This is a genomic window from Nostoc sp. NOS(2021) (assembly GCF_017115025.1).
Taxonomy (GTDB): Bacteria; Cyanobacteriota; Cyanobacteriia; order Cyanobacteriales; family Nostocaceae; genus Nostoc.
In genome coordinates this window covers 46498-60895 of record NZ_JABXKM010000035.1, presented here as the reverse complement: position 1 = coordinate 60895, position 14398 = coordinate 46498, and the positions used below count along the sequence as shown (strand labels likewise).

At 44.4% G+C, this 14398-nt stretch carries 18 protein-coding genes; 11 read left to right on the top strand and 7 right to left on the bottom strand.

Annotated elements, in window-relative coordinates:
• Positions 1-72: 72 nt before the first annotated feature.
• Together HWQ41_RS04170 and HWQ41_RS04165 are read right to left on the bottom strand one after the other, a co-directional pair.
• Complete coding sequence (locus HWQ41_RS04170; RefSeq protein WP_292760186.1) at positions 73-513, bottom strand: DUF4332 domain-containing protein; 441 nt, start codon at positions 511-513, stop codon at positions 73-75.
• A gap of 92 nt (positions 514-605) precedes the next feature.
• Positions 606-761, bottom strand: coding sequence for a hypothetical protein (locus tag HWQ41_RS04165; protein ID WP_292760185.1), 156 nt, complete (start codon positions 759-761; stop codon positions 606-608).
• 583 nt (positions 762-1344) lie between these two features.
• Between HWQ41_RS04165 and HWQ41_RS04160 the strand changes: the two genes are divergently transcribed.
• The gene (locus HWQ41_RS04160; protein ID WP_292760184.1) at positions 1345-1815 is read left to right on the top strand and encodes a DUF29 domain-containing protein; all 471 of its coding nucleotides are present in this window, start codon (positions 1345-1347) and stop codon (positions 1813-1815) included.
• A 2-nt stretch (positions 1816-1817) separates the two neighbouring features.
• Here the strand turns inward: HWQ41_RS04160 and HWQ41_RS04155 are convergent, their stop codons facing one another.
• Positions 1818-2618: a PhzF family phenazine biosynthesis protein gene (locus HWQ41_RS04155; protein WP_292760183.1), complete on the bottom strand. Its 801-nt coding sequence runs from the start codon at positions 2616-2618 to the stop codon at positions 1818-1820.
• Positions 2619-2817: 199 nt separating this feature from the next.
• Between HWQ41_RS04155 and HWQ41_RS04150 the strand changes: the two genes are divergently transcribed.
• Positions 2818-3060, top strand: coding sequence for a hypothetical protein (locus HWQ41_RS04150; protein WP_292760182.1), 243 nt, complete (start codon positions 2818-2820; stop codon positions 3058-3060).
• A gap of 47 nt (positions 3061-3107) precedes the next feature.
• Complete coding sequence (locus HWQ41_RS04145) at positions 3108-4490, top strand: aminopeptidase P family protein (protein WP_292760181.1); 1383 nt, start codon at positions 3108-3110, stop codon at positions 4488-4490.
• A gap of 31 nt (positions 4491-4521) precedes the next feature.
• Here the strand turns inward: HWQ41_RS04145 and HWQ41_RS04140 are convergent, their stop codons facing one another.
• Entirely contained in the window at positions 4522-4881 is a 360-nt protein-coding gene (locus HWQ41_RS04140; RefSeq protein ID WP_292760180.1) for a hypothetical protein, read from the bottom strand.
• 89 nt (positions 4882-4970) lie between these two features.
• On the opposite strand from HWQ41_RS04140, the gene HWQ41_RS04135 reads away from it, so the two are divergent.
• The gene (locus HWQ41_RS04135; RefSeq protein ID WP_292760179.1) at positions 4971-5438 is read left to right on the top strand and encodes a hypothetical protein; all 468 of its coding nucleotides are present in this window, start codon (positions 4971-4973) and stop codon (positions 5436-5438) included.
• Between the two features lie 27 nt (positions 5439-5465).
• On the opposite strand, the gene HWQ41_RS04130 is transcribed toward HWQ41_RS04135, so the two are convergent.
• Entirely contained in the window at positions 5466-6131 is a 666-nt protein-coding gene (locus HWQ41_RS04130) for a DsbA family protein (protein WP_292760178.1), read from the bottom strand.
• Positions 6132-6196: 65 nt separating this feature from the next.
• Entirely contained in the window at positions 6197-6331 is a 135-nt protein-coding gene (locus HWQ41_RS04125; protein WP_292760177.1) for a hypothetical protein, read from the bottom strand.
• Between the two features lie 24 nt (positions 6332-6355).
• Here HWQ41_RS04125 and ffh point away from each other — a divergent pair, with 24 nt between their 5' ends.
• The 5 genes from ffh to HWQ41_RS04100 all read left to right on the top strand — a co-directional run bounded on the left by ffh (position 6356) and on the right by HWQ41_RS04100 (position 10473).
• Entirely contained in the window at positions 6356-7819 is a 1464-nt protein-coding gene (ffh, locus tag HWQ41_RS04120; protein ID WP_292760176.1) for a signal recognition particle protein, read from the top strand.
• A 209-nt stretch (positions 7820-8028) separates the two neighbouring features.
• On the top strand, positions 8029-8289 hold the full coding sequence (rpsP, locus tag HWQ41_RS04115; protein WP_012409382.1) for a 30S ribosomal protein S16: 261 nt from the start codon (positions 8029-8031) through the stop codon (positions 8287-8289).
• Entirely contained in the window at positions 8252-8686 is a 435-nt protein-coding gene (locus HWQ41_RS04110; protein ID WP_292760175.1) for a KH domain-containing protein, read from the top strand. The genes rpsP and HWQ41_RS04110 overlap by 38 nt, the downstream gene beginning before the upstream one ends.
• A gap of 323 nt (positions 8687-9009) precedes the next feature.
• Positions 9010-9963, top strand: a complete 954-nt coding sequence (locus HWQ41_RS04105) for a PhoH family protein (RefSeq protein ID WP_292760174.1) — start codon at positions 9010-9012, stop codon at positions 9961-9963.
• A gap of 105 nt (positions 9964-10068) precedes the next feature.
• The gene (locus HWQ41_RS04100; protein WP_292760173.1) at positions 10069-10473 is read left to right on the top strand and encodes a ChuX/HutX family heme-like substrate-binding protein; all 405 of its coding nucleotides are present in this window, start codon (positions 10069-10071) and stop codon (positions 10471-10473) included.
• A 5-nt stretch (positions 10474-10478) separates the two neighbouring features.
• On the opposite strand, the gene HWQ41_RS04095 is transcribed toward HWQ41_RS04100, so the two are convergent.
• The gene (locus HWQ41_RS04095) at positions 10479-10817 is read right to left on the bottom strand and encodes a carbon dioxide-concentrating mechanism protein CcmK (protein ID WP_292760172.1); all 339 of its coding nucleotides are present in this window, start codon (positions 10815-10817) and stop codon (positions 10479-10481) included.
• Positions 10818-11368: 551 nt separating this feature from the next.
• Between HWQ41_RS04095 and HWQ41_RS04090 the strand changes: the two genes are divergently transcribed.
• Entirely contained in the window at positions 11369-12169 is an 801-nt protein-coding gene (locus HWQ41_RS04090; protein ID WP_292760171.1) for a DUF6816 family protein, read from the top strand.
• Positions 12170-12257: 88 nt separating this feature from the next.
• Positions 12258-14078 carry an ABC transporter ATP-binding protein gene (locus HWQ41_RS04085; protein ID WP_292760188.1) on the top strand — a complete coding sequence of 607 codons (1821 nt, stop codon included), beginning with the start codon at positions 12258-12260 and terminating at the stop codon, positions 14076-14078.
• Positions 14079-14398 lie beyond the last annotated feature (320 nt).

Below are 14398 nucleotides of genomic sequence, written 5' to 3'. Positions count from 1 at the left end.
TTTGGCGGGGTGGGGTTCTTCGGGTTTAATAAGTAATCAAGCGGACATGATATAACTCCTAACTCCAAACTCCTAACTAATGATTGCTTGCGCTTGCTGACTCCACTGTTGTACTAGTTCAATTGCTGGACACAAATCTCGTCGCTGCATTGTTGCTACTTGCAAGCGCATAATTTGTTGGTGCAATCTGTGAGTCGGAGTTTGAGCTAACTGCGCTACAGAAGCAATACCCGCATGGAGCAATAAACCACAATATTGTGTCCCGACACTGGGAATACGCGCCAAGTCAGCCAAAGCTATCCATTTATTTACATACTGAAGATGAATCTGTAGTTTATTGGCTAACGCTACTCTTTCCTCTAGAGTCTTCCCTTGTTTGATTAGCGCTACTGTGCTAGTAATCCCACAATTTTGCAGTTGAGATTGTTCCTCGTGGCTCACTCCAGGTAATTGCTCGATTGGCCAGTCACGAGATTGGATAGGACTTCTACTATCTTTGTGTTTAGCAGACATTTTTGAAATTAAAATATAAGTTTATTTAAATATTGTGACAGTCGCTTCTTCGCAAAAGTACGCTCTTGCGGTTTAGTATTTGTATTGCCGTGTTATTTTAACTCAAGCTCTTGCAATGCCATTGTATCGACTGACAATGCCATTGTATCGATTGACAATGCCATTGTATCGGCTGACAATGCTATTGTATCGATTGACAATGCTATTGTATTGGCTGACAATGCAATTGTATCGGCTGACAATGCCATTGCATCGGCTTGCAAAAATTAGGTAGAGTCAATGGTTAGTATTTTTCACCGCACTTCTTTAGAGGTTTGGAGACTGAAAAGTAAATAGACCAGACTGTAGGGGCACAGCAAGGCTCATTGGTGTCAACTTAGAGCTAGAGCGAATAGAATTCGCGGCTACATAAACAAAGTCCACCTCCGTGGACTAAGAGAGAATATAGCGCTTCTCAGTTCAGTCTAATACAGACCTAACCCCCAGCCCCTTCCCTATAAAGGAAGGGGAGTAAGATTCAAAGCCTGTGTATACACAAGTCGAATTACCCCCCTTAATCCCCCCTTATAAAGGGGGGAAACAGGAAATTTAGTTCCCTCCCCTTTATAAGGGGAGGGTTAGGGTGGGGTAAAACCTTGGTGAATCAGCTATTTCAGACTTGTGTATACACCGTAGCCTAAAAGGAGAGAGGAATGGAAGTGAGGTTACTCGTCTTGCATAACAATTACTGCTTGTCCGGCGAGAAAGACGCGATCGCCTCGCATAGCTGACGTTAAAATGGGTGTAAAATATCTCAAATTTTGCTCGTCTACGGTGGATTGCAGGAAGCTTATGACTCCGATTCCCAAAAGCGCAGCCCAGTTATATGAAACAGACTTTGTAGCATGGACAGAAAAAACTGTACAACTCATTCGTGCTGGAGAATTTGGACAAGTAGATTGGGATGCTGTGATTGAGGAGATTGAAAGCTTGGGACGGTCAGATCGACGGGAGTTGAAAAGCCGCTTGGAGATATTATTACAGCATTTGCTCAAGTGGCATTATCAGTCTAGTTTGCGGAGTGGCTCCTGGCGAAATACGATTGATGAGCAACGCAACCGAATTGCAGATTTGCTGCAAGAGAGTCCCAGCCTCAAGTCCTATCCAGAAGAAGTTTTAGCCCAGTGCTACTATCGGGGATTAAAAGCTGCTAGTAATGAAACTGAACTACTAATAGATACGTTTCCAGTGGAGTGTCCTTATTCCATTGCCCAAGTTCTTGATGCTGAGTTTTTGCCAGATGCGATTGATTTGGAATATTAGGTTTAGGCGGTAATTAACTCGCCTCGCATCACAGTTACCGCTTGTCCGCCAAGAAAGACGCGATCGCCTCCTGTATAACGTACTTTTACCACCCCACCGCGACTAGATGCTTGATAAGCCAAAAACTCATCTTTGTGTAGGCGATCGCGCCAGAACGCAGCAAGGCAACAATGGGCAGCCCCAGTAACGGGGTCTTCATTAATACCTACTCCTGGTGCAAAGAAACGAGAGATAAAATCATAATTTGGATCAGAGTGCGTAACGCTGGTGACTATAACATCAGAAACAGGCAACGTTTTTAGGAGTTGAAAATTAGGCTGCATTTGCCGCACCAAGTCTTCCGATTCTAATTCCACTAAATAACCTAGTGAATTCTGCAAGACAGATTTGTATGGTACACCCAAAGCTGCCTTGAGTTCTGGAGGAGCGATCGCTGCTTGTGAGCGATTCACAGGAAAATCTAACTCAATCCACTCACCTTGCAACTTAGCAATCAGCACTCCACTTTTGGTATAGAAACGCGCCACTTCATCAGGTGATAAATGCCCCTCTGACCAAAGTACATGGGCACTAGCTAAAGTTGCGTGACCACAAAGCGGTACTTCCACCGTCGGCGTAAACCAACGTAGATTGAAGCCATCATCCTGTCTAACTAGAAAAGCCGTCTCAGATAAATTCATCTCCTGCGCCACGTTCTGCATCCAGCCTTCGTCTTGGGGAGTAGGCAAAACACAGACAGCAGCCGGATTACCTGCGAAAGGTGTATTGGTAAAAGCATCAACCTGAGTAATGATTTGTCCCACTAAAGTCACCTTGAAAGTTAGACAGCAATATATTTATCAGGAGTGCGTTAAAGATTTATGCTAGTTTTAGGGGTTTGTAGTAAGCACTTTAGTGCTTAAAAAATAAGGACTTGCTTATCCATCACGCCATATACAGTACCTTATAAATTAGTAATACAATCCCCAAAAACTAGGGTCAATGTTAAAGCAAAACGGAAACATGAGGATAAAAATCTTCAGAAGCATCTTTGCTGCTCTCAACTTAGCGCTAATTTCTGGAGGATTAGTTAGTTGTGTTGTTGAAGTACCGCAGCCAGCTGCTCCAACTGAGCAACAAAAACCAGTCGTACAACCTACCCAACAGCCTAACCAGGTAAAGCAGAACGACAAACATGACGACGACAAACATAGCGATCGCAAGAATGATAAAAAAGACGATAACGATAAAGAAGATAACGACTAAATAAAGGCAGAACTATCACCTTTATCCTTTTCTTTGAGTTTCCATTTATGCTTATCCAACAAACTTCTACTTCCCTAATCGATACTTTACGCCTCCGACGGCAACAACTAGCCAACCTGATTGATTTTCCAGCAATTCTGTGGTCAGGTAGCAACAGTCCGCGCAACTTTCCAGCAAATCCCTTTGCGTTTCGCGCTAGCAGTCATTTCCTCTACTTCACCGGACTGCCATTATCAAAGGCGGCAATTCGTCTAGAAGCGGGTAAGCTAGAACTATTCATCGACGACCCCTCACCCAGCAGCGCCCTTTGGCATGGAGAAATGCCAACGCGCCAGGAAATAGCCCAGAAGATTGGGGCGGATGTGGCTCGACCAATGGCAGAGTTAGAGTCTTGGGTAGAAGATGCCGCTACACTTGCTGTACAAGATGCCGCTACTTGGACGCAGCAGACGCAGCTATTAAATAGATGGGTTTTACCGCAAAGTCCTCCCCAAGGAATTGATTTGGAGTTAGCCAAGGCGATCGTTTCTCTCCGCCTCACTCATGATCAAGCTGCATTAACCCAGTTGCGAAAAGCTGCGGCTGTTACTGTAGAAGCCCACAAAGCTGGTATGGCTGCCACACCTCAAGCCAAACTAGAAGCAGAAGTTCGTGCAGCGATGGAAGGGGTAATTATTGCCCACAATATGACCACCTCCTACAACAGTATTGTCACTGTTCACGGTGAAGTTTTGCATAACGAACAGTATCACAATAGTTTGCAACCAGGTGACTTATTGCTTGCCGATGTTGGCGCTGAAACCCAGACGGGTTGGGCAGGTGATGTCACCCGCACGTGGCCAGTTTCCGGTAAATTTTCATCAACCCAGAGAGATATTTATAATGTCGTATTGGCAGCCCATGATGCTTGCATTGCCAAAATACGCCCTGGTGTAGAGTATGGGGATATTCATCTGCTAGCTGCCACGGTGATCGCTGAAGGTTTAGTAGAGTTAGGCATTTTACAAGGAAATCCCCAAGATTTAGTAGAAATGGATGCCCACGCGCTGTTTTTCCCTCATGGTATTGGTCATCTACTGGGTTTAGATGTGCATGATATGGAAGATTTGGGCGATTTAGCAGGGTATGAAGAGGGACGTGAAAGGAGCGATCGCTTTGGTTTAAGCTACCTACGTTTAAATCGTCCCCTGCGTCCAGGAATGTTAGTCACAATTGAACCTGGCTTTTATCAAGTACCAGCAATTTTAAATGATGCCAATCTGCGCTCAAAATATCAGAATGTAGTGAATTGGCAGCGTTTATCTGAATTTGCCGATGTGCGCGGAATCCGCATCGAAGATGATGTATTAGTTACAACAGCAGGTAGCGAAGTATTAACAGCCGCATTACCAAATAGTGCCGATGCTGTCGAAAATCTAGTCAATGCCTGAGTTCATACTGACAGGTATCTTTTGTGGATGCCTAATTACTGGATTCACCTTTGATGAAGCGGATCATTTGATTTCGCACATCACGTTTAGCTCGTGAATCCAGCAAGATTCCTAACATAGAGGCATCGCGCTCATCGTCGGTGTTCATCTGTTGTGCTGGATCTCGATTTACATGCACTTCGGCAATCTTTACGCTTTCTCCAACTACCTCAAAACGCACTTTGAAAATGCAAAAACCAGTCCAACTACGATGCAAGTATAGCCAAGGAGCCTCATAGAAAATAAACCACTTATCTTCCATCTGCTCTGGAATGACTCCAGCAGCAATTCTGTCGAATTCTTCCTGTGAGTAAAGTTTTTCTACCGTTATATTTGTGGACGCAGAAGGCATAGGTTCTGTTTTCCAATCATTCCGTTTGGCTATTCGCATAGTAAAAATATAATATGATGCCTCATGATATCTAAAATAATTCCAAATTCATGATCAAAAACCCCATAGGATTACTACTCAACGTAGTTCTTATCAGCTTCGGACTATTGCCATTATTAGCTCAAGCACAGCAGCCTGTTTCTGATACCCAAGTTGCGGCGATGGTAGAGGCGTTGCGACGGGCTGCACCGCAGACAAAAAATCCCAACGATGGACTTTACAGCGAATGGCAAGTTAAACCAGAAACCCTCAAAGGCTGGACAAAAACTTGTCTCAAACGAGAACTAACACCGACGCAGTTTGAAAACAGCCCTGCGATCGCTCGCCAAGTTGTATCCTGTATCATGCGCCGTGAGTTAAGCAATCAATTGGGCGCCACCAACAACAATGAAATTGCATCTGTGCGTGGCGCAGCGTGTTGGTGGATGACTGGTAACTATACAGGTTGTGACAAAGGCTTTACTGCTGACTATGTGCAAAAAGTTGTCCGCTTTTATCAACAACAGCGTTCAAAATAAGGACTAAAGTCCTTACTACGAACTTGCTTACCCATCAATTTCAACTTGACTAGATAATTGTTTTACCTTTTCTGTAACCCAATCAACACGATCCTTTCCCCAAAATCTTTCGCCTTCCACTACCCAAGTTGGGACTCCAGGACAGCCAAATTGCTCATATTCTGCCAAAGCTGCCACTGCTGCTTGTTTAGCTGCTTCGCCGTATACTAATTCCAGAATGCGATCGCCATTCAGCCCAACATCATTTGCAACTTTCCTAATCACAGACTCATCGTTTACATCAAGTAGGTCAATATACGTCGCTCGAAAGAAAGCTGCATCAAGCAGATGTTCCTTCCCACTTCCACAAGCAGCGTAATACGCTCTCGCCGGAAGTTCTTCCCGACCAAACTTCATTTTCTCCCAACGCTTGACCCACCTACCAAATTCTTCATACTCCTTGAGCCGAATTTCAATGCCGTACTTTTTCGCCCACCGCAGACAATCTTCTTTGTGATACGACGATAACAGGGCGCTTTCACTTCGTCCTTGCAGGTCAGCTACCTTTATACCTCGCTCTTTCGGTATGTAGATTGGTCGTCGTTCAATATCAACTGGCAATCCCTGCAATGCTTTTTCGGCAAGAGCAATACCAATATATGAATTTGACGAGTGGTATATCGAGTAGGAGTAAACTTTGATTCGCTGTGACATATTGGCTCCCGTAGCCACCTAACTCATAATATTACGAATTAGCGAGTATTCAAACATCGGAGTCCTCATGCCCCATGCCCAATAAAGGTAAGTATCTGGTTGCTACAGTCGCGGTGAAAAATATTAAGCTGGTAAATAGCACGTTTAAACTTTAAACGGAAATTCCGAATCGCATTCATCGGCGGTTTAGAATTCCCCATTTGCGAACTACCTGTAATTACATTATGTTTGATGCTCTATCTGACCGTTTAGAATCCGCCTGGAAAAAACTGCGGGGACAGGACAAAATTTCTCAATCCAACATTCAAGATGCTTTGCGCGAAGTGCGCCGCGCCTTGTTGGAGGCAGATGTCAATCTCCAGGTAGTCAAAGATTTTATTAGCGAAGTCGAAGCCAAGGCACTAGGAGCCGAGGTGATTACCGGTGTGCGACCTGACCAACAGTTCATCAAAATTGTTCACGATGAACTGGTGCAGGTGATGGGAGAAGAGAATGTTCCCATAGCAGAAGCCCAGGAACAGCCTACTATTATTCTCATGGCTGGGTTGCAAGGTACTGGTAAAACTACAGCTACCGCTAAGTTAGCCTTACATCTCCGTAAATTAGAGCGTAGCTGCTTATTGGTGGCGACAGACGTATATCGCCCAGCAGCGATCGACCAGCTGGTGACGTTAGGTAAGCAAATTGACGTACCAGTATTTGAACTAGGAAGCGACGCCGATCCCGTAGAAATTGCTCGACAGGGTGTAGAACGCGCTAGGGCAGAAGGTGTAAACACAGTAATTATTGATACTGCTGGACGCCTGCAAATTGACGAAGAAATGATGGCGGAATTAGCCCGGATCAAAGCAACTGTCCAACCCCATGAAACTCTGTTGGTGGTGGACGCGATGACTGGTCAAGAGGCAGCCAATCTTACCCGCACTTTCCATGAGCAGATCGGAATTACTGGGGCGATTCTCACCAAGTTGGATGGTGATAGCCGTGGTGGTGCAGCGCTTTCGGTGCGAAAGATTTCGGGAGCGCCGATTAAATTTGTGGGCGTGGGTGAGAAAGTCGAGGCACTGCAACCGTTTTATCCCGATCGCATGGCATCGCGGATTCTGGGAATGGGTGATGTGCTGACCCTGGTAGAAAAAGCCCAAGAAGAGTTTGACTTAGCAGATGCGGAGAAAATGCAGGAGAAAATTTTGTCAGCAAAGTTTGACTTTACTGACTTTCTCAAGCAGTTGCGGATGCTGAAGAATATGGGATCTCTGGGAGGCTTGATCAAGATGATTCCAGGGATGAACAAGCTCTCAGACGATCAACTCAAGCAGGGAGAAACCCAACTGAAGCGCTGTGAGGCGATGATTAACTCCATGACTCGCCAAGAACGTCACGACCCCGATTTATTAGCCAGTTCTCCCAGTCGGCGGCGGCGGATTGCTTCTGGCTCAGGGTATAGAGAATCTGATGTCACAAAACTAGTGGGTGATTTCCAAAAAATGCGATCGCTCATGCAGCAAATGGGTCAAGGTGGCTTCCCTGGAATGCCGGGAATGTTTGGCGGCGGCGGTATGGGTAATGCCTTCGCAGGTGCAGGCGATCGTCCCGCAGCCCCCGGATGGCGGGGTTATGGTGGTGGTGCCCCAGCCACTAAAAAGAAAAAGAAAGAGAAAAAGAAAAAAGGCTTTGGCAATCTTTAGTCGTTAGTTATTAACTAATGACCAATGACCAATGACCAATGACTAATAGCAGCAAATGCTAGGCAGTGCTAAAATTAGCATTTCGGCCTCAGAATTTATCAGCAGAGGAAACTGACCCTGAATTTCTCGGCAGCAGCCAGATTTAGGTTACTTCCTCAAGAACTAGCTGCTAATTAATATCTAAACAACAGGAGAATGATTCTTCAACCATGATCAAACTGCGCTTGAAGCGATTCGGTAAAAAGCGGGAAGCAAGTTACCGGATTGTCGCCATTAACAACCTCGCTCGCCGCGATGGCCGCCCACTAGAAGAGTTGGGATTCTACAACCCCAGAACCGATGAAGTGCGACTAGACGTTCCCGGCATCGTCAAGCGACTACAACAAGGCGCTCAACCCACTGACACCGTCCGTCGCATTTTAGTAAAAGCCAATGTTTTTGAACAGGTCAGTGCCACAGCCGCATCATAATTCCGAAACAAAATTCCCAACAGCTAGTCCCAACTATGTTGAGCTGGTTCGGTTTTTGGTGCAGCCGTTTTTGGAATCTCCAGAGACATTAAGCGTCGATTGTGAAATTTCTCAGGCCCTCAACCGGGTTTGGGTTCGCATCGCCTTTGAAAGCACAGATAAAGGGAAAGTGTTTGGTCGAGGGGGACGCAATATTCAGGCGATTCGTACAGTAATTGCCGCAGCCGCAGCCGCAGCTGGGCAATCAACATACCTGGATATCTACGGCAGCACCACTCCGGGCCGCGAGGGTATGTCTTTTGATGAAGAGACAGAAGAGCGATCGCCACCGCCGACTAGGAGAGAACCGCGTGGAAATGATGGGCCTAGACCCATTGTTAAACCCCGCCTCCGCTAGGTCAAAACTAGAGAGCAAGTCTGAGCGGTTGTAGTTACCTCCGCTCAGAATTTTTGTAAAGATGGAAAGTCAAAAGGGCGAATAGAATTCGCGGCTACACAAACTCTCGTCCGCGGAGGCGGACTAAGAAAAATTGAGGTTTTGAAACCCACGGAGGTGGGTTTTGCTTATGTACACACGGTTTCTAAGCGCCCTTTTAACTACAGCCGATTTATTTATTGCAAAGATTTTTCCAAAATGTAAGTAATAAAAGCGTAATTTCGCCGTTAGCGAGAAAATACCAACCTTTGTCAAATACAGATCCTCACGAATTAAGAAATACTATGGCAGGTGCCTTAACAATTCAGCTGCCGAATATTCCCAGTGCGATCGCTCTTGCAGGAGATGGAGAAGAAAATCTCAAAATCCTATCTCGGCAGACAGGAGCCACTTTAGTGCTACGCGGACAGGAATTAGTGATTTCTGGTACCGAAGGGCAAATTGATGTGGCTTCTCGATTAGTGCGATCGCTTGAAGACCTCTGGATTAAAGGCAATACCATCTCCAGTGCCGATATTTTAACAGCTCGTCAAGCCATAGATAGCGATCGGCAAGGGGAACTGCAAGATTTACAGCGAGATGTCCTCGCTAAAACTCGCCGAGGTGAAGAAATCCGGGCCAAAACCTTTCGCCAGCGTCAATATATCGACGCACTCCGTAGGCGTGACCTCACTTTTGGTATTGGGCCTGCTGGTACCGGTAAGACTTATCTCGCTGTTGTTGTCGCCGTGCAAGCACTCCTTGCTAACCAGTTTGAAAAGCTAATCTTAACTCGCCCTGCCGTCGAAGCCGGTGAAAAACTCGGTTTTTTGCCTGGAGACTTGCAGCAGAAAGTTAATCCCTATCTTCGCCCACTTTATGATGCTATTTATGAATTCATCGACCCAGAAAAAGTACCCAGTTTAATGGAACGCGGTGTGATTGAAGTCGCACCACTCGCCTATATGCGAGGACGCACCCTCAATAACGCTTTTATAATTGTCGATGAAGCTCAAAATACTACACCCGCTCAGATGAAAATGGTTTTGACTCGTTTGGGTTTCCGTTCGCGGATGGTGATTACAGGCGACATGACACAAACTGATTTACCACTTCACCAACAATCGGGCTTAGGAGTGGCTTTACAAATTTTAAAACACGTTGAAGGCATTGCCTTTTGCGAATTTTCCCAAAAAGATGTCGTGCGCCATCCTCTAGTTCAGCGCATTGTCGCTGCTTATGAACAATACGAAAAATAGTCATTAGTCATTGGTCATTGGTCATTAGTCATTGGTCATTGGGCATTGGGCATTGGGCATTGGGCATTGGGCATTAGTCAAAAAACTAACAAAGGATAACAATTTATGAGTACTACTTTGAAAGAATTTTTAGCAGCTTGCGAGACTTTGGGAACTTTGCGCCTAATTGTTACTAGCAGTGCTGCTGTATTAGAAGCACGAGGCAAAATAGAAAAGTTATTTTATGCAGAATTGCCTAAAGGAAAGTATGCTAATATGCATACCGAAGGCTTTGAGTTTCACTTGAATATGGACAAAATTACTCAGGTGAAATTTGAAACTGGTGAAGCGAAGAGGGGGAACTTTACAACCTACGCTATTCGATTTTTAGATGATAAACAGGAGCCTGCTTTAAGCCTCTTTTTGCAATGGGGTAAACCGGGAGAATATGAACCAGGACAGGTGGAAGCTTGGCAAAGTTTACGGGAGCAATATGGGGAAGTTTGGCAACCTTTACCAGCAGAGATTTAATATAGTTAAACTGATAAGGGTGGAGGAAATCGGATATCTGCACTGAACTGCTCCACATTAACGCTGCGATGAATCGGTAAAACATATTCTAAATTTTCGTGAGGCCGGGAAATAATATGATAAGAAAGCACCTCGCCACCGTTAACTCGCAGCACCGCCTTTATTCCTGCTGTCACCGCCTCATTCACCTCGCCCATAACCCCCCGAATTAATACGGTAATTCGTCCCAAATCAGTATTTTCATAACCAACAAGGGTTACACGGCCAGCTTTACACATAGCATCTCCCACTTCCACTGCTGTGGGAACGCCATAAACTTCAATCATGCCTAGTGCCAATGTCATACTGTTACCATAATCTGGGATTGTAGGATTAAGTATCTTACTACAAACTTTTAATTTTTTACACAAACTTACCAAGCCCCAACTCTTAGAGAGGCTGCGCCAACGGGGCGGGAACTCTTAGAGGTTGTTTGAAAAGTTTTTCGCTGTGACTTTAGGCACTTTTAGATCCCCCCTAACCCACGCCAGGTGCTTCAAGTCGGCGGAGCCGCCCAACGCACTGGCTCCCCTTAAAAAAGGGGGAACCGGAATCAAAGTCTCCCTTTTGAAGGGAGATTTAGAGGGATCTAAAACTTTTGATACCAACAACAGGACTTTTCAAACATCCTCTTAAGAGGGAACTCTTAACAGAAAAAGAATTAGCCCCGAATATAGGGTAACAGCGCCCTATATTTATTTATGAAAAGAGATAAAAATATTTGAAACCAGATAAGTAAGCCACGATGTTTCAATGCGTCATTATTCAAATCCCCTAATTTTAATTATGGGGTATCGAACTGTTCCCTCTTCCCTCTTACTTAATTAAATAATAAACGTTAAATACAAAACTGCTAATGCTTGTAATGAAGGTAATTTGGAGTTTTTGCTTGCTAGTTTTATTCCTCCTGTGGGGTGGTGAAGCTCTTGCAGGAGAGTTGTCTGAACGGTTAGCACATTTTCCCCAATGGGAAAAATTAACTTCAGTGCAACCGGCTTCTGGTGATTTAGTTTACCCGAAATGGATGGCTGGTTCTTGGCAAGTTACGAGTACGTTGGTAGATTTAGTTGCGCCTTTAGCACCAGATATCGTAACTCCAGGGTTTGAAGGTAATCGCCGACAATTAAATCAGCCTGTGAGTTTTGTAGTAAGATTTGTGAAAGAGCAACCACATATTCCTGGGTTCAAAATATTTCCTCAGATAGATTACAAATCCCCAATTTTAATAGCAGATAGAGCCTTTAATAGCTTGAATTTAGCAAGGGCTTATTTAGGGGATGAAGCAGTGTTATTAGTGAAAGTAGATCCAGATTCACCTAATCGTCAGATTACGTTCTTGCGTAACAGTCGCCAACTAGTTTCCATTGTGACTGCACGGGGCACAGAAACTACCCCTGATGGCAAGTTCATCACCACAGAAGTGTTTCAACAACTATTCAAAGGCGGTTCACGCCCTTATTTAAACTCTGTAGAATCTACCACCGCTTATCATAAACTTCCAACAGCTAATCCGGCGATTGAGGCAGATCAAATTACTGCTGTCTATCTTTCACCCCAAGATCCAGATTACTTTAAAGCTGGTTCTCGACCAGTTGCCCTCTATCGCTATCGCCTAGAATTTGTTCCCGCACAAATGTCTACTACTCCAAAAGAGTGATTTAAACATATATCCCTTGACTAGTTTGTAATACGTTTGTAGTATATTAATTCCAAGTTTACGATCGCGCTCTTGGACGGTGTGCATGATGGCCAAATTTCAAGATATTGTCAATTACTTTCGCTCTGACTGGAAGCTGAGTGTTTTCAGTATTACAGCATCCAGCATTTACGAGATTATTGATTTGGTTGTCCCTTATGCGATCGGGCAGATTTTAAACGTTTTGTCTGCTCAACCTTTGGATAAACCACTTCAAAGTGCGATCGCAACTGTTTCTGACATCACCAATTACCCAGTTAGTAAAAGTCTATCTTTGAGTGTATTACTGGGTTTAATTTTTGTTGTCACCGTAGTGAGAGCGCCAACACAACCTTGGTTAACTAATTGGTTTCATTGGAGTATAGCCTTAAGGTTGCGTCGCCAGAAAGCCCAAACAGCCATAGAAAAAATTCTTACTCTCCCACTGGAATTTTATGATGAAAATAACCCCGGACGCATCGCTGGAAGAATAGCTAGAGGTCTAACTAACCACACTTTTACGTACCCCGAAGTTGCCGGACAGTTGATTCCTAGACTAGCTCGTGTACTGGGAATTTTCGTGTTTATCTTGGTGATTGAGTGGCGAATTGCGATTTTATATCTGATTTCTTTTGTAGTTATTCTTAGCTTGAGCTTGAGAAATTTACAGCAGATAATTTGGCACGAAACTCTTCTGGATAAATATTCAGAAGATACGGAAAGCCGCAATTCTGAACTGATCACCAACATCAAAACGGTGAAAGCTTTTGCTACAGAAGCTAACGAACTGAAACGGCAAAAGCTACGTTTGGATCGTGAACTAATGGTGGTTGAGTATCGCGTCCACAAAGGTTATGTGAAACTAGCTACATGGCAAAGGACTGTAATTCAGTTTTGCGTGTTTACTATCCTGGGCTTGACTCTAGCAGCAACTGTAAATGGAAGAATTTCTCTCGGTCACTTTGTCATGACCTTAACTCTTTCTAGCATGGCATATGCCGAATTAGAACCTATTAACACTTTGGCAGAAGTTTTTGCCCGTCGTTATTCTTCCATGCTACGGTTTCACGAATTTCTCCAAGAGCCAACTGCATCTGATTCAGCGAGTCTTTTAGAAGAGAGCAACCAGACAGAATCACCTTATAAATTTACTGGAAAAGTTGAGTTGTCGCACCTCAGTTTTGGATATGATGCCAACCGTCAAGTTTTGCAAGATATTAACTTGTTGATTGAGCCATACCAAACAGTGGCATTAGTGGGGCGTTCGGGTTCTGGTAAGTCTACTTTAGTGAAATTGCTGTTACGATATTTTGAACCTCAAGAAGGTCAAATTCTGATTGATGGTCAAGATATTCGCACTTTGGATGTGGGTAAATATAGACGAAGGCTAGCGATCGTTCACCAAGAAGTAGACGTTTTCAACGGTACTATATTGGATAACCTGACTTATGGTAGGACAAATGCGAGTTTGGAGCAGGTTCACGAAGCCTGTAGAATTGCCAGAGTCGATGAAGTAGTGCAGCACTTACCCCAAGGTTATTACACCGTCGTGGGGGAACGAGGTGTCAGGCTATCTGGAGGACAAAGACAACGCTTGGGAATTGCGAGGGCGTTGCTAGTGGAACCAGACGTACTGATTTTTGACGAAGCCACCTCTAGTTTAGATTATGAGTCTGAGCGTTCAATTCAGCTAGCGATGCGATCGATTCAGGGCACTTGCACCACCATCGTCATTGCCCACCGTCTAAGCACAGTGCGGGAAGCTGATAAAATTGTGGTTCTGGAGCAAGGAAAAATTGTAGAAGTGGGTAGCCACGATGAACTCTTGCGTCACGAGGGTATTTACCGCCGCTTGCACTCCCTGCAAGAAACAGGAGAACTCCTGAGTTAAGGGACATACACATTTAGGATTTTGGATTTTAAATTTTAGATTGACCCCACGAATTAATCGACCTTATTGAGAATAAGGTCGATTTTTTTCCAATTGTCCCCAACAGTATTTTGTACAAGACTGGAAATTCTGAGGGCAAAACTCATACAGTCAGAAGCTTTCACCTGAAGTTGACACCAATGTACGGCGGGCTACGCCTACGCCTACGCCAATTAGACTCTCCGTACAATTTAGTTCTAAATAATACCTATTTAATCAATCAAACAATTTGACATATCAATAACACAAAATTGACATAAACTAAATTAAACCTTTTGAAT